The organism is Pseudomonas sp. PAMC25584 (genome assembly GCF_058135675.1).
In genome coordinates this window covers 1981190-2000058 of sequence record NZ_CM176870.1, presented here as the reverse complement: position 1 = coordinate 2000058, position 18869 = coordinate 1981190, and the positions used below count along the sequence as shown (strand labels likewise).

The window sequence follows — 18869 nt, the reverse complement described above, 5'->3', positions numbered from 1 at the left end:
ACATTCACGACATGCCCTCAACACGCCCTACCGCTAGCCTCGCCCGCACGACCCAACGACCAGCACTTCCAGCCATGTGGCTGGGCGCCTATGCTGACCGCCACCACCAGGCAGATGATCGCACTATGCATACCCCTTCCGTCCCGCTGAACGACGAGCAAAAAGGCGCGGTGAGCGCCGATGAAAAGCGCTGGAACACCCGCGCGCTGATTGTCGACGACGATGTGCCGATCCGCGAACTGCTGATCGACTACCTGGCACGCTTCAATATTCTCGCCACCGGCGTCACCGACGGCGCCGCGATGCGCGTGGCGATGCAAGCCGAAACCTTTGATGTGGTGGTGCTCGACCTGATGCTGCCGGGCGAAGACGGCCTGACGCTGTGCCGCTGGCTGCGCGCCGAGTCGGACATCCCGATCCTGATGCTCACCGCCCGCTGCGAGCCCACCGACCGCATCATCGGCCTGGAACTGGGCGCCGACGACTACATGTCCAAGCCGTTCGAGCCGCGTGAATTGGTGGCGCGCATCCAGACTATCCTGCGCCGGGTGCGTGACGACCGCACCGAGCAGCGCGCCAATATCCGCTTCGATAACTGGCGGCTCAACAGCGTGTTGCGCCAACTGGTGGCCGACGACGGCCTGGTAGTGCCGCTGTCCAACGCCGAGTTCCGCCTGCTGTGGGTGTTTATCGAGCGGCCGCGCCGGGTATTGAGCCGCGAGCAGTTGCTGGATGCTGCCCGTGGTCGTTCCATCGAGGCCTTCGATCGCAGCATTGATCTGCTGGTCTCGCGGCTGCGCCAAAAACTGGGCGATGACCCGAAAGCACCGCAGTTGATCAAGACCGTGCGCGGTGAAGGCTATCTGTTCGACGCACGGGATATCGGCTGATGCGCAATGCCTTCAACACGCTGTTCGGGCGGCTGTTCGGTGTGTTGCTAGTGGCGATTGTACTGGCCCATGCGTTGGCGTTTTTCTGGTTCCACCACTACGACCCGCCTCCGCCGCCGACCAAAGACACCTTCGTCGAGCAACCGGACGGCACGCTGAGACCTCTGCAGAAACGTCCTCGCCCATGGTTTGGCGGGCCGGTGGTGCCCCTGACGTTTCAGTTTTTCTCGCTGATCATCGCCGCCTGGTATGGCGCCAAATTGTTGAGCCGGCCGATCCAGCGCCTGAGCGAGGCCGCCGAGCGCTTGAGCCTTGACCTCGACAGCCCGCCTCTCGACGAATCCGGCCCCCGTGAAGCAAAGCAGGCCGCGTCGACCTTCAACCTGATGCAAAAACGCATTCGCGAACAAGTCGGCCAGCGCGCGCGCATGCTCGGCGCGGTCTCCCATGACCTGCGCACTCCGCTGTCGCGCCTGAAGCTGCGCCTGGAGCAGATCGAAGACACCAAGCTGCAAGGCCAGATGCGCCAGGACCTGAACGACATGATCGGTATGCTCGACGCCACCTTGAGCTACCTGCACGAACAACGCACCAGCGAAAGCCGGCACTGGCTGGATGTGCAGGCGCTGGTGGAGTCGATCAGTGAGAACGCCCAGGACCAAGGTGCCGATGTGCAATGTGCCGGCACCAGTGCGCCGTTGCAGGTACAACCGATGGCGTTGCGCTCGTGCCTCAATAACCTGATCGACAACGCCTTGCGCTACGCCGGCGCCGCCCGCGTGGAGCTGGAAGACGGCCGCGAGGCCCTGGTCATCCGTGTGATCGACCACGGTCCCGGGATTGCCGCCGACAAGCGTGAGGCGGTGTTCGAGCCGTTCTATCGGTTGGAAGGCTCGCGCAACCGCAACTCCGGCGGCGTGGGCCTGGGCATGACCATCGCCAAGGACGCGGTCGAGCGCCTGGGCGGGCGCTTGAGCCTGGAGGAAACCCCAGGCGGCGGGTTGACCGCCGTGATGTGGTTGCCCCGCGCCTAGAAGGCCAACACCGGTCACTGTGGGAGCGGGCTTGCTCGCTCCCACACCGGCCTTCGCCCATCAGCTACAGAATGTTGTCTTCGCGGCGGCCCTGGGCCTGGGTCGCACTCCAATCCATCAGCAGGCTGTATGCCACTGCGAGCAAGGTCGGGCCGATAAACAGGCCGATGAAACCAAATGCGATCAAGCCGCCGAACACCCCGAGCAGCACGATCACCAGCGGCAGGTTGCCGCCACGGCTGATCAGGTACGGCTTGAGCACGTTGTCCACGCCGCTGATGATGAACGTGCCCCACACGCCGAGGAACACCGCGTGGCTGTAATCGCCCTTCCACGCCAGCCAGGCCGTGGCCGGAATCCACACCAGCGGCGGCCCCATGGGGATCAGGCTGAGCAGGAACGTGACCATACCCAGCACCAGCGCGCCCGGCACACCGGCGATCAGGAAGCCGATCAACGCCAGCACGGCCTGCGCGGCCGCCGTACCGATCACGCCATTGACCACCCGTTGCACGGTGCCGGCCACCAGCTCGATGTAGTAACCGGCACGTTCGCCGATCAAGCGCTCCAGCAAGCGGTGTACGAACAGTGCCAGGCGCGGTCCGTCACGGTAGAAAAAGAACACGAACACCAGGCTGAGGGTCAACTCCAGGATGCCACCGCCGATCTGCGCGCTGCGCGCCAGCAGCCAATTACCCATCTGCCCCAGGTACGGCTTGAGGCTGACCATCAGCGCCGCGCCCTGCTCGTCGATGCTCCCCCACATCGCCACCAGCCGTTCTCCGACAAAAGGAATCGACCCCAACCAGGCCGGCGCCGCAGGAAAACCGTCGACCTGAATATCCTTGATCAACGCCACAGCATCGCGCACATGGTCCGCGAGGTTGAACCCCAGCCATACCAGCGGCACCGCCACCAGCAGCATCCAGCCCAAGGTCAGAATGCCGGCGGCCAGGGATTCTCGGCCGCCCAGCCAGCGGGTCAGCAACACCATCAGCGGCCAACTGGCAAACGCCAGCACCGCGCCCCAGAACAGCGCCGACCAGAACGGCGCCATCACCCAGAAGCTGGCACCAAACAGCACCAGCAGCAGGATTTGCACCAGCAGGCGATCGTTATTGAGCATGGATTTTCTCTAGGATAAGGCTGTAGGCAGCTAGTTTAGGCGAACGGCGCGGGTCCGTTCGCCCTGTTACGGTCAGCGTATCAGATGCAGGTGCAGGCCTTTGGCTGGCTCAGTGCCGGTTTCCAGGCGTGCGGCCCGCACCCCCTTGTCAACCAGGGCCTGGCGCCACGCTTCGGCATGGGGTCCGGTCAAGCTGACACGCAGGGTGGTGTCGAGGTTCAACCCGCGGGAAATCAGGGTCAACCAGGTGGCATCCGGGTCCGCGCCCAATGCCGGAAAGTCCAGCTCGCCGGTGCTTCTGAGTTCGCGCAACAGGGTGGCGGAGGTCGGCAGCAGCTCCCCGAGCGGTGCGCTGGCATCAATCTGTTCGACATGCAGGTAAGCCCGTCGATTACCGCGGGTGATGCCGTACAACGCCACCAGGGAATTGTCCTGCGGGGCGGCCAGACGCAGCAGCAGGTATTCCTGCTGGCCATCGGCGCCGACCAGCTTGGCGTTACCGAACACTTCATTGGCCCACAGGCTGCTTTCACCGCAGTCGCGGGCCTGGCACCAGAACAACAGTTGCGCGCCCTGCTGCTGCAACGCTTCACGCGTGGCGGTGAACGCAGCGCTGGATGTGTGCTCGGCGGGCAGTTCATAGGTGATGGCGGTGACCTGGCCACGTGCGGTGGCCTGGGCCTCGTAGCGCAACTGGCCGCTGATCTTGCGGATCGCGCCCATGGGGTAAATGCGCTCTTTTTCTTCGGCGGGGCGGTAATCGACGATTTGCGCGTCGACCTGGCGGGCCACGGCGGACAAGTCCTGGCTACCCGGCACATCGGCGGCGAACACCAACGGGCTGAACACACACAGGCCCAGGACACGGATACAGCCTTTACGCACGCTCATCGGATAGTTGAGCCCTGGCCATCGGAGGTCGCAGCAGTTTCAAGATCGGTGTTGAGATCGTTCATGGTTGACTCCCTTTCAATCCGCCCAGCCTCGGCAGTTGACCGCGTCAAGTCAAGGCGCAGAGAAGAACCGATTGAAACAGTCTGCAACAAGGACCGCGCCAGCCTCGTCATTCAAGTGCAAATGATGGCCACCGGGCAGGGTCGTCACCGTAAACGGTAGCTGGGAAAGCAACTCGGGATGCCTCGCCAGCATGCCGTCAGCGGCGACCACCAGCTGTGTAGGGCAACCTACGCGGCGCACGAAAGCCATGGCTTGTTCGTCGGTCAGACGCATCGGCGATGCCAGGGTCAAGCGGCTGTCCGTGCGCCAGGTGTAACCGCCCGGCACTGGCATCAAACCGCGCTGGGCCAGCAGTTCAGCGGCTTCGCGGCTGACGGCCACCAGCCCTTTCATCCGCGCTTCGACGGCGCGATCAAGGCTGCTGTAGACCGGCTTGCGCTTGCCCTGCAGGTTCATTTGCGCCTGCAACGCCATGCCCAGCCGCTCGGCGGCGTTCTCGCCGGTGGCGGTCGGCGGGATCACACCGTCGATCAAACCCAGGTGCGTCACCCGCTCCGGCAAGGCACCGGCCAATACCAGGGAGACGATGGCGCCGAGGGAGTGACCAAGTAATGCAAAACGTTTCCAGCCCAGTTGTTCAGCGACGTGCAGCACATCGTAGGCGTAATCCCACAAGGCATAACCGGCCCCCGTCGGACGATGCGCCGAATGCCCGTGGCCGGCCATGTCGAGGGCGACGATACGCATCCCCCGCAGTTTCGGCGCCAACCGCGCGAAGCTGTTGGCGTTATCCAGCCAGCCATGCAGGGCGATCACCGGCAGACCGTCTTCGGGACCGAACAGATGCGCGGCCAATTCGATATGCGGCAGGCTCAGGCGCACTTCTTCGACCGGCGTACTCATGCGCAACTGCGCTCACGAGCTTCCCAGCGGGCGAACAGCTGCTTGAGCAAGGTCGCGGTGTCCTGGGGGCGTTCGAGGGGAAACATGTGCCCACCGGGCATGGTGAGCATTTCCCCCATGGGCAGGCGACCGACGCCGCTGGCGTGGTGGCGCATCACCACCCGGCTCTGACGTCCGCGCACCACCGCCAGCGGCACTTTCAACTGGCGTACCTGGCCTGGACTGGTGTGGGGCACGCCCCGGTAGATGCTGATCTCAGTGGCCGGGTCGAAGCGCAGGCGCAAGCGATCGCCGACCTGATGCAGGCCATGTTGCAGGTAAGCGTCGAAGCATTCCGGGTCGAAGCTGCGAAACAGGGTCTTGCCGGCGAAGTAACTGCGCGCGGCGTCCAGGTCGGCGAACTCTTCACGGCGGCCCAGGGTGCGCCCGGCCGGGGTGAGGCGGTCGATAAAACCAAAGCGCTTGGCGGCGCGAATCACCCAGCGGTCGGCCCGGGTCAGCACCGGTGAGTCGAGCATCACCACGCCGCGATACAACTGCGGGCAACGCATGGCCGCATGCAAATGCAATACGCCGCCGAGGGAATGGCCCACGCCCCACACCGGCTCGGGCTGCTGCTCCAGATGGTGGATCAGTTCGTCCACCAGGTTCTGCCAGTTATCGTCCACCGGAAACCTCGGGTCGTGGCCGTGCTGCGGCAGGTGCGCGACTGCATATTCCGGGGCCAGGCCGGCAAACAGCTTGCCGTAGGTGGCCGAAGGGAAGCCATTGGCGTGGGCAAAAAACACGTGCTGCGACATACCGGTTCCATCTATAAAAACAGACACTGATTGTCACCACGCCCGGCCGTTACAGCAATGACCGTAACCGCCAGGAATGATGACACTCACGCCACGCCTATCGCGCCGGCGGGTTCTCGCCCAGGGGCACCACAGCCATGGTCAGGCGCGAGACGCAGCTGGACTTGCCATCATCATTGGTCAGGCGGATGTCCCACACTTGGGTGGTGCGGCCGATATGAATCGCCTTGGCCACCGCCGTCACCCGCCCGCTGCGCACCCCGCGCAAGTGGTTGGCGTTGACCTCCAGGCCGACGCAATAGAACTTACTCGTATCGATGCACAGGTAGGCCGCCACTGAGCCAACGCTTTCGGCCAGGACTACCGACGCGCCGCCGTGCAGCAGGCCGTAGGGCTGATGGGTACGGTGATCGACGACCATGCTGGCGGTCAGGGACTCTTCGTCGAAACTTTCGAAGCGAATATCCAGCAGCTCACCGATGGTGTTTTTCTGCTGGGCATTGAGTTGCTCGATATCGGGTTGGGTGCGCCACAGGCTCATACCGTTGTCCTATTGGTTTTATGATGGCCCTAATCCTGCCACAGAATGACTTCGGTGCGCTCGCTCCACGCCTGAAACAGGGGGCCATAGGTCGATTCGATCACGTTGCGCTTGATCTTCAAGGTCGGCGTCAGAAAGCCGTTCTCCACCGCCCAACTGTCTTTCACCACCACCAATTGACGCAGGCGCTCATGCTTGTCCAGCGCCGCGTTGACCTGTTCCAGCCAGCGCTCAAGGCTGCTGTGCAAAGCCTGGCGCACATCCGCCGGCCCCACCACCGACAGCACGCACAGGCCCATCGGCGCGGGCAGGCCGTCGCCGACCACACACACCTGTTCGATCCGCGCATGTTCGGCCAGGCGGTTTTCAATCGGCGCCGGGGCCACGTACTTGCCCTTGCTGGTCTTGAAGATTTCCTTGAGGCGACCGGTCAGGCGCAGCCGGCCCTCGGCGTCCTGCTCGCCCTTGTCGCCGGTGCGCAGGAAGCCGTCGGGGGTGAGGGCTTCGGCGGTTTTTTCCGGGTCCTTGAAGTAGCCGAGCATGGTCGCGCCACTGCGCACCTGCACTTCGCCCTGCGGGTCGATCCGCACTTCAACGCCCGGACACGGCAGGCCGATCCAGCCGATCACCTGCTGGCCGGGACGACACACATGGGAATAGCCGCAACTCTCGGTCATGCCATACACCTCCAGCACATCCAGCCCCAGACGCTGATACCAGCGCAGCAAGGCTTCAGGCACCGGCGCCGCGCCGGACAGCGCAATGCGTACCGCGTCCAGGCCCAGACCGGCGAGCACCTTGCGGCCCACGCGCTTGCCGATGAAGGGCAGCCGCAACAGGCGGTCCAGGCGCGTTGCCGGGATCTTGCTGTAGACGCCCATCTGGAATTTGGTCCAGATACGCGGCACCCCGAACAGCGCCGTCGGCCGCGCCCGACGCAGGTCTGTCAGAAAAGTCTCGAGGCTTTCGGCGAAATACACGGTTTGCCCGGTATAGATCGCAGCCATCTCCACAAACATCCGTTCCGCCACATGGCACAAGGGCAGGTATGACAGCAGCCGGTCACCCTCCCCCAGGCCGAACAATTCGGTGCCTCGCGTGGCGGCAAAGCCCAAGGCATCGAAGCTGTGCATCACGCCTTTGGGCAGACCGGTGGTGCCGGAGGTGTAGATGATGGTGGCCAGGTCCGAAGCGGCAGGTAGCGGCTCATCCGGGATCGGTGAGTAGGCTTGCAGGTCGGCCCACCTGAAATCAAAGTCGCCCGCCGGGCACAGCGGCAGGCTGATGGTTGGCACGTCGGCTGGAACCCCGGGCGCCATGGCGGGCCAGTCATCGAGCTTGCCGATCAATACCAGCACCGCCTCGGAGTGCTTCAGCACATGGGCGATGGAATCGGCAGTGAGGTTGGGATAGAGCGGCACCGAGACATGCCCGGCCATCCAGATGGCCAGGTCGGCAATGATCCAGTGCGCGCAGTTTTTCGAGATCAGGGCAATGTGCGAACCCTGGGGCAGCTCCCTGGCGCGCAGCCAATGGGCGGCGCAACGGGCCTGGTGGCCGACCTCGCCCCAGCTCAGGGTCTGCACCTCGCCGCCGCCGACGGGCTGCACCAGGAAGGGTTTGCGCGGATGCCGCGCTTCACGTTCGAAGAAGACCTGCAACGGCAAACGAAAAGCGACGGGCATGGGACGCGCTCCTTTGTGATCCGATGATAGCCAACCAAGCACTTGCTCGGCTGACTATATAGCACACACAAAACAGCGAAAGTGCCTACGGATGCTTCACGCCGACCAGGCTCATCAGCCCCGCCAGCGGGAACTCCCCCTCCAACTCTGCCAGGCTGGCGGTGTACATCGGCGACGGCTGACGTTGATGGCCATGCTGCAAAAAGCTGATCAGGCTGCCGACCAGCGGCTGATGGCTGACCAGCAGCACATTGTCATCAGTGTCGAGTTTCTCCAGCGCCTGCTGCGAATTGCAGTCCGGCGTCAGCCAGGGCACGGTGCGGATGTCCGGCGCGAAGCCCAACGCCTCACGCACCAGGTGCGCGGTCTGCTGCGCCCGTACATACGGGCTGGCAATGATCGCACTGATGGGCTGGCCGATCAGGTGCGCCGCGCTGCGCAAGACTTCGGCCCGGCCCTGCTCGGTCAGCTTGCGCTCAGCATCGGTGCGGGCGTGCGCTTCAGCTTCGCCGTGACGCAAAATCCACAGTTTCACAGTTTTGGCTCTTCATCACGTACCGGGTGCGGTGCCGGCGGCACGCTGTGGGCGGCTTCGCCTTCCGGCGCACGCGGCGTCGGCCAGTCAGCGAATGGCCAAGGCTTTTGCTCAGTGTGAAAGCTGCCGAAGCGGCCGATCTGCGCGAGGAACTGGCTCAGGCTGTCGCCAACATTCATCAGGCCCAGGTTCGGCGCGCCGTAGACCAGCCGGTAAATCAGTTGCACCACCACCAGCGCACCGAGCAGGAACTGCGCCACTTGCCACACCAGGGCAAACACCAGCATCCACAGGATGCGCAGGACAATGGACTCGTACTTGGGGGCTGCTTTCGGATCGTTCATGACGCGTTCCTCAGTTGAAACCACTGGTGGAAATAAAGTCGACATCGGTTTTCGGCTCGGCGCGCATCAGCAATTCGATGACCTGGTTCAGGGTGCGCCCTTCAAACAGGATCGCATGCAGCCCGGCGACCAGCGGCATGTACACACCCGCTTCCTGGGACTTGGCTTTGAGCACCTTGAGGGTATTGACCCCCTCGGCCACTTCGCCCAGGCGCGTCACCGCGTCTTCCAGGCTCAAGCCCTGGCCGAGGGCAAAACCGACCTGATAGTTGCGGCTTTTCGGCGACGAGCAGGTGACGATCAGGTCGCCCACGCCCGCCAGCCCCAGGAAGGTCATAGGGTTGGCGCCCTGGCTCACCGCGAAGCGGGTCATTTCCGCCAGGGCGCGGGTGATCAGCATGCTCTTGGTGTTCTCGCCCATGCCCAACGCCACGGCCATGCCGGCAATGATCGCGTAGACGTTTTTCAGCGCACCGCCCAGCTCGACGCCGAAGCGATCGCCACTGGCGTACACGCGAAAGGTACGCCCATGCAGCACGGCCTGGACCCGCTCGCACAGTGCTTCGTCTTCACTGGCGATCACGGTGGCGGTCAGCGCATGTTCGGCCACTTCCCGCGCCAGATTCGGCCCGGACAGCACGCCAATGCGCGCCTGTGGGGCGATCTCTGCGAGGATTTCGCTCATAAGCTTGAAGGTGTGCGCCTCGATGCCCTTGGTCAAACTGACCAGCAGCTTGCCCGCCAGGCGTTCGGCGTGGGGTGCGAGCACCGAGCGCAAGGCACTGGAAGGCAGCGCGACGAAACACAGCTCGCAGGCCTCCAAGGTCGCCTGCAAGTCGGTGACCGGCTCAACCGCCGGATGAATCTTGATGCCTTTAAGGTAGCGCGGATTTTCTCGATGGACGCGAATGGCCTCGGCCTGTTCGGGATCGCGCATCCACTGGCGCACCGAATGACCGTTCTCAGCCAGCAGGTTAGCCACGGCGGTACCAAAACTTCCGCCTCCCAGGACCGCAATAGGGCGCTGTTCAGTCATATGCAATCCGTTAATCCATACCAGTGGCGATGGCAGCATTATACGGAGCCCCCCGCTTGCGGCCAGCCCCCGTATCAATTCACACGCCTGTCGGAAAATGCCATATCGGCGCGGGGGAATTGCAAAGGCGACGACTGGCAAATGGCCCAGCCTCGGTTAACATGGTCGGCTATTCGTAATTATCAAGGCCGTGTCGTGTATTTGGGCCCTCCTCCCCGTTCATCTCTGTGGTTGATGTTGCTGTGCAGCGGCGTGGCGCTCGCCGACGACCTGTTCCTCGACAACCAACCGCTGCCGCAGGTGCTGACCGCCACACGCCTGAAACAATCGGCCGCCGCCGTGCCCGGCAGCATGACCGTGATCGACAGCGAACTGATCAAGGCCAGCGGTGCACGGGACATCGCCGAGTTGCTGCGGCTGGTGCCGGGCATGATGGTCGGCTACACCAGCGGCAATCAGGCGGCGGTGAACTACCACGGCACCAGTGCCAGTGATGCGCGACGCATGCAGGTTTTGATCGATGGCCGCTCGGTTTACCGCGCCGGCCTGGCTACGGTGGACTGGAGTGATATTCCGGTGGCCATGGAAGACATCGAGCGGATCGAAGTGTTTCGCGGGCCCAACACCGTCAGCTACGGCGCCAACGCGTTGATGGCGGTGGTGAATATCCTCACGCGCTCACCGGCTAACAGCCACGGTTCAAGGATAAAAGTGGTACGCGGCGAGCGCGGGATCAATGATTTTTATGCCAGCCAGGGCGTGGGCTGGGAAACCGGCGACCTGCGCCTGTCCATGTCCGGGCAGCAGGATGATGGCTTTGACAACGACGCGGTGGGCGCCGACCGCCGTGACGGTCGGCGTCTCAACCGCTTCAGTCTGGCGGTGAGCCAGACCCTGAACGCGCAACAGAGCATCGACTGGCAACTGAATGCCAAGGAAGGGACCAATCAGCGTCCTTATACCTACGTGCCAATATTCGCGGGGGTTACCGAAGGCGGCAACAATTCCGACGTTGCCGCCAAAGACTATGCCGGTTCCCTGCGTTGGAATTTCGATTTCAATCCCGAACACAGCCTGTATATCCAGGGCTCCGCCCAGCAATGGGACCGCCGGCAGATCTGGAAAGCCTGTGACGCCAAGGTGTCGTTCAGCCCGGAACTGACCCGACTGTGGCAGCTCAACCCCAATTACGCCGAGCGATTGGCCCGGCACATGGACACCTACAGCCAAGGTGTTGCGCCCCCCGGCAGTGCCGACGAACAAGCACTGGGCAACCAAGTGCTGGACCAATGGCGCAACGGCGCCAGCCAGAGCGTGTGCGGCGACATCGACCAAAGCACCCGCGAAAGCCGCTACGACCTGGAGGTCCAGGACACCCTGAGCCTGTCCGACAGCCTGCGCCTGGTCAGCGGTATGAACTATCGCTATGACCGCGCCGACTCCGACACCTATTTCAACGGCACCCAGAATGACACCACCTGGCGCCTGTTCGGCCAGCTTGAATGGCGCGCCAGCGAGCATTGGTTGCTGCAGGGCGGCACCATGTACGAAGACACCCACCTGAGCGGTAACTCGCTGACGCCGCGGGTGGCGGTCAACTACCTGATCAACCCGCGCCACGGCCTGCGCGCGGTGTACTCCGAAGCGATCCGCTCGCCGGACATGTTCGAGAACAACGTCAACTGGAGCTACCGCGTCACCAACCTCAGCTCGCCGGCCTACGGACAAAATTCCGGACAGTACTTCGTGGCGACACGCGGCCCGGGCAACCTCGATAAAGAGCTGATGAAATCCCGCGAATTGGGCTATAACGGCTTTTTTGCCGACATCGGGCTGAACATGGACGTGAAACTGTTCTACGACGAAATCACCGACATGATCAGCTCGCCGCTGCGCAATAATCAGTACATTGCCAGCAACGCCAACAGCTCGCGCTTTACCGGCGCCGAATCCCAATTCGACTGGCGCATGAGCAACGCCGACCGCCTGCGGCTGACCTATGCTTACGTCGACGCCAGCTCCAGCAACCCGCTGGACAAGGCGCAAACCGCACGCAACAGCGGTTCGGCCGGCTGGCTGCGCGAATGGGGGCACGGCTGGTCCAGCGCCTTGTTCTACTATGGCGACGACGCCCTTAACCGCTATCGCTTCGAACGGGTCGACCTGCGCGTCGCCAAGCGCATCGCCTTGGGCAAAGCCAACGTGGAGCTGGCCGGCATGTTGCAACAACGCCTGGATGACCAGCCCACCACCTGGGCCGACAACAACTACGACCATCGCCAAGTGCTCTACTTCAGCGCGGAGTTAGAGTTCTGACATGGGCGATCAGTCACGGATGCCCCTCCTCTCTCCCACCAGACGCTGGCAGCGCGGCCTGCTGCTGCTGTGCCTGCTGCTAAGCATACCGGCCTGGAGCGCCGATATCCTGCTGACCGCCGCCGAAGACGGCGCCGGGGTGCAGGCGTTCGTCCAGGCGCTTGCCCTGCAGCGCCCCGACGACCACGTGACGTTCACGCCGCTCACTGACCTACCCGCGCCAAGCCAATTACCCGCCGGTACGCGCCTGATCCTGTTGGACCTGCCCAGCCTCGACTGGCGCCTGCAGGATGCCCAGGGCCCGTCGACCCTGGTGTTGCGCATCAGCCGCCTGCAGGCCCGCCAGCGCCTGGGCCAGGGCATACCGGCCAAAATCAGCCTGTTGTGGAGTGATCCGCCGCTGGAACGCCAACTGCGGCTAATCGCCACAATCCTGCCCCAGGCCAGGCGCATCGGCGTGCTCTACGGCGCCGACAGTGAATTCCTGCTCCGCGAGTTGCGCCAGTACGCCGCGCCGATGGGCCTGGAGATCGTGCCCCAACGCTGGGACGACATTAACGACAGCCGCCCACTGCTGCATTTGTTCAGAAACAGCGATGTGCTGCTCGGCCTTGACGACCCACAGCTATACAACCCGAAAACCGCGAAGAACCTGCTGCTGAGCAGTTACGCCCGGCAACTGCCGCTGGTGGGGCCCAATGCCGGGTTCGTCAAGGCCGGCAGCCTAGCCAGCACCTACAGCGACCAGACCGACTGGCTGGCCGTGCTCGACCGCCTGCTCGATCACCCGCCAACCGGCTGGGCGCGCACGTTGTACCCGGAACAGTTCAAAGTCATGGGCAACCCGCAAGTCGCACGCTCACTGGGCATCGAACAGGTCGACGAAGCCAACGTCGCCGCCCGCCTGGCCGAAGGAGAAAAACGCCCATGACCTTGCGTCGTCGTTGGGACATCAACACCCGCACCCAGCTCATCACCCTGGGCCCGGCACTGTTACTGACGTTGCTGTTGATCAGCTTCTTCACCTTCGTGCGCATCCAGGACCTGCGCCAGGAACTGGACCACACCGGCCAACTGATCGCCAACCAATTGGCACCGGCCACCGAATATGGGGTGATCTCCGGCAACAACGACGTGCTCGACAGCCTACTGCGCGCGACGCTGGCCACGCCCCATGTGCGTTTTCTGGAGATTCAGGACAGCGCCGAGAACATCCTGGTGTACGTCGAGCAACCCTCGGAAACTCACGACCGTTCGCTGTCGGTCAAAGTGTTCCAGGCACCGATCCGCCTGCAACATATCCAACTGGGCAATGACTTTTTCCAGGACAACCTCAACGAACCCAAGGCGCCGCGTGCCGACTACCTGGGCCGGGTGATCGTCGGCATGTCCAACGATGCCTTCAGCCAGCGCCAGCAGGAGATTCTATTCAAGGCCGGCGTGCTCGCACTGTTCGCCCTGCTGTTTACCTTCCTGCTCGCGCGGCGCCTGGCCGCCAGCCTGTCGCAGCCGATCAGCGCCATGGGCCATGCGGTCAAGGCGATCCAGCAAGGCGACTACAAGACCCCGCTGCCGATTGTCGATGACTCGGAGCTCGGCGACCTCTCGCGACACATCAACAACCTTGCCGAAGGCCTCAACCAGGCCAGCCGCGAACAGCAGCAGGCCATGACCCAGTTGATCCAGACCCGTGAGGAAGCCGAGCGGGCGAACAACGCCAAGTCGGATTTCCTGGCGATGATGAGCCACGAGCTGCGCACGCCGATGAACGGTGTGCTGGGCATGCTGCAACTGCTGGAAACCACCGAGATGACCGAAGAGCAGACCGAATATGCGGCGCTGGCCTCCGAGTCCACGGAACATTTACTCAAGGTCATCAATGACATCCTCGACTTCTCGCGCATCGAACGCGCGGCCCTGGAGCTGGAACACATTCCGTTCAACCTCGCGGACCTGATCAACAGCTGCGCCCAGGCCTTCCAGCACAGCGCCCAGCAGCGCGGGCTGAGCCTCGAATTACCGATCCCGCAGGGCCTGGACACGTTGCGCGTGAAGGGCGACCCGACGCGTATCCGCCAGATTCTGGTGAACCTGATCGGCAACGCGCTCAAGTTTACCGAACACGGCAGCGTCAGCGTCGAGCCCCATTGGCAAACGCTCGACCCTGAACTGGTGTGGTTCACCTGCACCGTGCGCGACAGCGGCATTGGCATTTCCGCCGAGCGCCTGGAACGGATGTTCGATGCCTTCCAGCAGGCCGACAGTTCCATTTCAAGACGTTACGGCGGCACCGGCCTGGGCCTGCCCATCGCCCGGACCCTGGCCGAACGCATGGGCGGCACCCTGCGCGCGCAGAGCGAAGAAGGCCGTGGTTCGGAGTTCACCCTGGAAATCCCGCTGGCCATCGACCAGCACAGCGTGCCGGCCATTGCCGCCAACGCCGAAGGCAAAGCCAGCGCGGGCAATGGCCGGCATGTGTTGCTGGTGGAAGACAACCCGGTCAACCGTACCGTGGTCGAAGCCATGCTGCGCAGCCTGGGTTTTGAAGTGAGCCTGGCCACCGACGGCGCCGAGGCGATCCGCAGCGCCGAGAGCCTGATTTTCACTGCGATCCTGATGGACTGCCGGTTACCGCTGATCGACGGCTACGAAGCCACCCGGCAGATTCGCCACCTGCCGGGCTGCGCCGACCTGCCGATCATCGCCCTCACCGCCAACGCCTTGCAGGGCGATCGCGAACTCTGCCTGGCCGCCGGAATGAACGATTACCTGGCCAAGCCGTTCAAACGCACGGATTTGCAGCAAATCCTGCAGCGCTGGGTGCAATAGCGCCGCGCCATTAGCCAACTGCGACTGGCGTGAAAGACGAAAGTGCGGCAGTCTTAGGCACCCGAACGGACCGCTAAACAGGCCCGGTTTATAATTTCAGTGAACAAGTGTACATTGAGTGCCTTGACGCTGTGACTTTCACTACAACGCAATAGTCTATGTGTAGGCTGCCGATATGAGGCATGAACGCGTCGTCGGTATCGGGAAGATTTGCCCTACCCTGCCGCATGGGATTATTGAGGAGCTCGCATGACCAAACAAAACGCCTTTACTCGGGAAGACCTGCTGCGCTGCAGTCGCGGTGAGCTGTTCGGCCCAGGTAACGCGCAACTGCCCGCCCCGAACATGCTGATGGTGGATCGCATCACCCATATCAGCGAAGAGGGTGGCAAGTACGGCAAAGGTGAATTGGTCGCCGAGCTGGATATCACTCCGGACCTGTGGTTCTTTGCCTGCCATTTTGAAGGTGACCCTGTCATGCCGGGCTGCCTGGGCCTCGACGCCATGTGGCAACTGGTCGGCTTCTACCTCGGCTGGCAAGGCTTGCCCGGCCGCGGTCGCGCCCTGGGTTCGGGCGAAGTGAAGTTTTTTGGCCAGGTTCTGCCAAGCGCCAAGAAAGTCACCTACAACATTCAAATCAAGCGCGTCCTCAAGGGCAAGCTGAACCTGGCCATCGCCGACGGTTCGGTGACTGTCGACGGTCGCGAGATCTATACTGCCGAAGGCCTTCGGGTCGGCGTATTCACTTCCACTGAAAACTTTTAAGGGTTATCCGCATGCGCCGCGTCGTTATCACTGGTCTGGGCATCGTTTCTTGCCTGGGCAATGACAAAGAGACCGTCACCGCTAACCTGCGTGCAAGTCGCCCTGGCATCCGCTTCAACCCGGAATATGCCGAAATGGGTCTGCGTAGCCAGGTTTCCGGCTCCATCGACCTGCCCCTCGAAGAATTGATAGATCGCAAGATCTACCGCTTCGTCGGCCACGCTGCCGCCTACGCCTACTTGGCCATGAAGGACGCCATCACCGATTCCGGCCTGAGCCACGATCAGGTCTCGAACGTGCGTACCGGCCTGATCGCCGGCTCCGGCGGCGCGTCCACCCTGAACCAGATGGAAGCGCTGGACATCCTGCGCGAGAAAGGCGTGAAGCGCGTTGGCCCGTACCGTGTCACGCGGACCATGGGCAGCACCGTTTCCGCCTGCCTGGCCACGCCGTTCCAGATCAAGGGCGTGAACTACTCGATCTCCTCTGCCTGCGCCACCAGTGCTCACTGCATCGGTAACGCAGTTGAGCAGATCCAGCTGGGCAAGCAGGACATCGTGTTCGCCGGCGGTGGTGAAGAAGAACATTGGAGCCAGTCGTTCCTGTTCGACGCCATGGGCGCCCTGTCCACCCAGTACAACGACACCCCGGAAAAGGCCTCCCGCGCCTACGACGCCAAGCGTGACGGTTTCGTCATCGCCGGCGGCGGCGGCATGGTGGTGGTCGAGGAGCTGGAACACGCCTTGGCCCGTGGCGCGAAGATCTACGCGGAAATCGTCGGCTACGGCGCCACTTCCGACGGCTACGACATGGTTGCGCCAAGCGGTGAAGGCGCCATCCGCTGCATGCAGATGGCCATGTCCACCGTGGATACCCCGATCGACTACATAAACACCCACGGCACCTCGACTCCGGTCGGCGACGCCAAGGAAATGGAAGGCGTGCGCGCGGTATTCGGCGACAAGGCACCCGCCATCAGCTCCACCAAGAGCCTGTCCGGTCACTCCCTGGGGGCCGCAGGCGTTCACGAAACGATCTACTGCCTGCTGATGATGGAAGGCAACTTCATGGCTGGCTCGGCTAATATCGAAGAGATCGATCCGGTCGTCGCCGATATGCCGATCCTGACCAAGACCGTTGAAAACGTAAAAATCGACACCGTGATGAGCAACAGCTTCGGCTTCGGTGGCACTAACGCCACCCTGGTGCTGAAACGCTGGCAGGGCAAGTAAGCCCCGCAGGTTGATCACATGAAAAAGCCCCGACTGGTTCGGGGTTTTTTTATGGATTTTTGCTGAATCCCGCCGATCATCTGTTCGATTTACTGGCGCTGCCGGTGCAACCCGCGGGTGGCGTCTTCGATCACGCAACTGAGCTCTTCGGGGGCCGACGCGAGCGGGCTGGATGATTCGGAAATGCGCCGCAGGGTATCGCGAAGGTTTTCCTGCACGCCCTTGAGCGCTTGTTGTAGACGCGCCGCCTCATCCCGGCCACTCGGGCTGATCTCGCCGGCCAGATCGCCACCGACGACGTTCTGGGCGGCTCTCAGCGACCGCCCCAGCGACAGCACGATGCTGCAGGCTGTTTTTGACCTGAATGATTTCCTGCTCGTTCTGCGCGAGCGCCTGAAGCTCGCGAATGCTGGGAATCATGCCCGCAGCTTCCTGGAAAAAATCCTGGAACGCCTGAGTGCCAGCATGTTCTATAACTGCATGACTTTCTTCCTGCCACGCTTGTGAGGTTCGCCATGCCTGTTACCGTCAACACCCTGAATGCCGACAACTTCCGCCACAGCCTCAACATCGATAACCACGAGTTGTTCACCGACCTGCCCAAAAGCCTCGGCGGTGACGACTCCGCCCCCTCGCCCCATGGCTATTTCGATGCGGCCCTGGCGTCATGCAAGGCCCTGACCCTGAAGCTGTATGCGCAGAAAAAGGGCATCCCGCTGACCGGCGTAACCGTGGAAGTCACCCACGACGACAGCGAAGAGCAAAAGGGCAAGTACGTGCTCAACGTCAAACTGACGCTCAAGGGCGTGCTCACCGATCAGCAACGCGACGAACTGCACCGCATCGCCGACCGTTGCCCGATACACAAACTGATGACCACCGCCGAGGTGAGCATCGAGACAAAATTGGCGGAAGGTGCCTTCAGCCAGTAGCGGCAACCTCTGGTCGAGCGGGTTATGCTCTGGGCTATCCAACCCGCTCAGACTGGGACGCACCATGACCACCCTCACCGTGATCCGCCCTCGCCTCGAAGATGTCGAAGGCCAGCCCATCCTGCGCCCGCTGCCATCGCGGGAATGTCGCAGCGTCGGGCCGTTCGTGTTTTTCGACCATATGCTGCCGACCCGCTATGCGCCGGGCAGCGGTATGAATATCCGCCAGCACCCGCATATCGGCCTGTCGACCCTCACCTACCTGTTTGAAGGCGCCTTGCAGCACAAGGACAGCCTCGGTTCGGACCAGTTGGTGGAGACCGGCGACGTGAGCTGGATGACTGCCGGCAGCGCGATTGCCCACGTCGAACGTACGCCCGAGGCACTCAAGGCCAAGGGGTTCAGCCTGCATGGGCTGCAAGTGTGGCTCGCCTCACCCAAGGACCACGAGACCGGGCCTGGGCACTACAGCCACCATCCGGCGGCTAGCTTGCCGGCCAGTGACAACCTGGGCGTGCAGATCCGCCTGATCGCGGGCAATGGCTTCTGCCTCAAATCACCGGTGCCGGTCCTGTCGCCCACGCTGTATGCCAACGTGCAGATGCAGACGGCCACCACCCTGCTGATCCCCGACGAGCATGAGGAACGCGCGGTGTACGTGCTGGAGGGTGACGTGCAGTTGGACGGTGAACCACTTGAGGTACACAGCCTGGTGGTGCTGCCGAGCGGACAGGAGATGACTCTGTCTGCCGAGACCGATTGTCACCTGATGGTGTTCGGCGGCGCGCCGCTGGATGGGCCACGCCGGATCAACTGGAATTTTGTGGCGAGCGATCCGGCCGTGATCGAGCAGGCCAGGCAGCGTTGGGCGGCGGCGGATTGGCCGACGGTGCCCGGTGAAACCGAAAGAATTGAGTTGCCTGTGAGATAGCATTCGCGAGCAA

Annotated in this window: 19 protein-coding genes and 1 pseudogene; 10 read left to right on the top strand and 10 right to left on the bottom strand. The window is 62.9% G+C overall.

The window, feature by feature from the left end; genetic code table 11:
• The first annotated feature begins 125 nt into the window (after positions 1-125).
• Together ACS5Q8_RS09330 and ACS5Q8_RS09325 are read left to right on the top strand one after the other, a co-directional pair.
• Entirely contained in the window at positions 126-890 is a 765-nt protein-coding gene (locus ACS5Q8_RS09330; protein ID WP_276197257.1) for a response regulator, read from the top strand.
• Positions 890-1924: a sensor histidine kinase gene (locus ACS5Q8_RS09325; protein WP_276197256.1), complete on the top strand. Its 1035-nt coding sequence runs from the start codon at positions 890-892 to the stop codon at positions 1922-1924. Before ACS5Q8_RS09330 ends, ACS5Q8_RS09325 begins: the two co-directional genes overlap by 1 nt.
• Before the next feature lie 64 nt (positions 1925-1988).
• Here the strand turns inward: ACS5Q8_RS09325 and ACS5Q8_RS09320 are convergent, their stop codons facing one another.
• The 9 genes from ACS5Q8_RS09320 to ACS5Q8_RS09280 all read right to left on the bottom strand — a co-directional run bounded on the left by ACS5Q8_RS09320 (position 1989) and on the right by ACS5Q8_RS09280 (position 9851).
• Entirely contained in the window at positions 1989-3050 is a 1062-nt protein-coding gene (locus ACS5Q8_RS09320) for an AI-2E family transporter (RefSeq protein WP_276197255.1), read from the bottom strand.
• Positions 3051-3122: 72 nt separating this feature from the next.
• The gene (locus ACS5Q8_RS09315) at positions 3123-3941 is read right to left on the bottom strand and encodes a DUF4892 domain-containing protein (protein ID WP_465160094.1); all 819 of its coding nucleotides are present in this window, start codon (positions 3939-3941) and stop codon (positions 3123-3125) included.
• Between the two features lie 114 nt (positions 3942-4055).
• On the bottom strand, positions 4056-4910 hold the full coding sequence (locus ACS5Q8_RS09310) for an alpha/beta hydrolase (RefSeq protein ID WP_465160093.1): 855 nt from the start codon (positions 4908-4910) through the stop codon (positions 4056-4058).
• On the bottom strand, positions 4907-5710 hold the full coding sequence (locus ACS5Q8_RS09305; protein ID WP_276197252.1) for an alpha/beta fold hydrolase: 804 nt from the start codon (positions 5708-5710) through the stop codon (positions 4907-4909). Before ACS5Q8_RS09305 ends, ACS5Q8_RS09310 begins: the two co-directional genes overlap by 4 nt.
• Positions 5711-5807: 97 nt before the next feature.
• Positions 5808-6251 (bottom strand): hotdog fold thioesterase, encoded by a 444-nt coding sequence (locus ACS5Q8_RS09300; RefSeq protein WP_247408308.1) that lies wholly within the window; start codon positions 6249-6251, stop codon positions 5808-5810.
• A gap of 29 nt (positions 6252-6280) precedes the next feature.
• On the bottom strand, positions 6281-7936 hold the full coding sequence (locus tag ACS5Q8_RS09295; protein WP_443694745.1) for an AMP-binding protein: 1656 nt from the start codon (positions 7934-7936) through the stop codon (positions 6281-6283).
• 85 nt (positions 7937-8021) lie between these two features.
• The gene (gene sixA / locus ACS5Q8_RS09290) at positions 8022-8471 is read right to left on the bottom strand and encodes a phosphohistidine phosphatase SixA (protein WP_465160092.1); all 450 of its coding nucleotides are present in this window, start codon (positions 8469-8471) and stop codon (positions 8022-8024) included.
• Entirely contained in the window at positions 8468-8815 is a 348-nt protein-coding gene (locus tag ACS5Q8_RS09285) for a DUF4389 domain-containing protein (RefSeq protein WP_276197249.1), read from the bottom strand. Before ACS5Q8_RS09285 ends, sixA begins: the two co-directional genes overlap by 4 nt.
• Positions 8816-8825: 10 nt before the next feature.
• On the bottom strand, positions 8826-9851 hold the full coding sequence (locus ACS5Q8_RS09280; RefSeq protein ID WP_465160091.1) for an NAD(P)H-dependent glycerol-3-phosphate dehydrogenase: 1026 nt from the start codon (positions 9849-9851) through the stop codon (positions 8826-8828).
• Positions 9852-10046: 195 nt separating this feature from the next.
• Between ACS5Q8_RS09280 and ACS5Q8_RS09275 the strand changes: the two genes are divergently transcribed.
• The 5 genes from ACS5Q8_RS09275 to fabB all read left to right on the top strand — a co-directional run bounded on the left by ACS5Q8_RS09275 (position 10047) and on the right by fabB (position 16993).
• Positions 10047-12167, top strand: coding sequence for a TonB-dependent receptor plug domain-containing protein (locus ACS5Q8_RS09275; RefSeq protein WP_465160090.1), 2121 nt, complete (start codon positions 10047-10049; stop codon positions 12165-12167).
• Position 12168: 1 nt separating this feature from the next.
• Entirely contained in the window at positions 12169-13098 is a 930-nt protein-coding gene (locus ACS5Q8_RS09270) for an ABC transporter substrate-binding protein (protein ID WP_426099392.1), read from the top strand.
• On the top strand, positions 13095-14996 hold the full coding sequence (locus ACS5Q8_RS09265) for an ATP-binding protein (protein ID WP_465160089.1): 1902 nt from the start codon (positions 13095-13097) through the stop codon (positions 14994-14996). The genes ACS5Q8_RS09270 and ACS5Q8_RS09265 overlap by 4 nt, the downstream gene beginning before the upstream one ends.
• Positions 14997-15245: 249 nt before the next feature.
• Positions 15246-15761, top strand: coding sequence for a 3-hydroxyacyl-[acyl-carrier-protein] dehydratase FabA (gene fabA, locus ACS5Q8_RS09260; RefSeq protein WP_247396474.1), 516 nt, complete (start codon positions 15246-15248; stop codon positions 15759-15761).
• An 11-nt stretch (positions 15762-15772) separates the two neighbouring features.
• On the top strand, positions 15773-16993 hold the full coding sequence (gene fabB / locus ACS5Q8_RS09255) for a beta-ketoacyl-ACP synthase I (RefSeq protein WP_276197244.1): 1221 nt from the start codon (positions 15773-15775) through the stop codon (positions 16991-16993).
• Between the two features lie 92 nt (positions 16994-17085).
• Here the strand turns inward: fabB and ACS5Q8_RS09250 are convergent.
• Positions 17086-17337, bottom strand: a pseudogene (locus tag ACS5Q8_RS09250) (HAMP domain-containing protein); the annotation flags it as partial.
• Here ACS5Q8_RS09250 and ACS5Q8_RS09245 point away from each other — a divergent pair.
• The 3 genes from ACS5Q8_RS09245 to ACS5Q8_RS09235 all read left to right on the top strand — a co-directional run bounded on the left by ACS5Q8_RS09245 (position 17333) and on the right by ACS5Q8_RS09235 (position 18856).
• On the top strand, positions 17333-17500 hold the full coding sequence (locus tag ACS5Q8_RS09245; RefSeq protein ID WP_247396472.1) for a hypothetical protein: 168 nt from the start codon (positions 17333-17335) through the stop codon (positions 17498-17500). The pseudogene ACS5Q8_RS09250 and the gene ACS5Q8_RS09245 sit on opposite strands and share 5 nt — an antisense overlap.
• A gap of 8 nt (positions 17501-17508) precedes the next feature.
• Positions 17509-17925 carry an OsmC family protein gene (locus ACS5Q8_RS09240; protein ID WP_276197243.1) on the top strand — a complete coding sequence of 139 codons (417 nt, stop codon included), beginning with the start codon at positions 17509-17511 and terminating at the stop codon, positions 17923-17925.
• 64 nt (positions 17926-17989) lie between these two features.
• Positions 17990-18856 carry a pirin family protein gene (locus ACS5Q8_RS09235; protein ID WP_276197242.1) on the top strand — a complete coding sequence of 289 codons (867 nt, stop codon included), beginning with the start codon at positions 17990-17992 and terminating at the stop codon, positions 18854-18856.
• Positions 18857-18869: the final 13 nt, after the last annotated feature.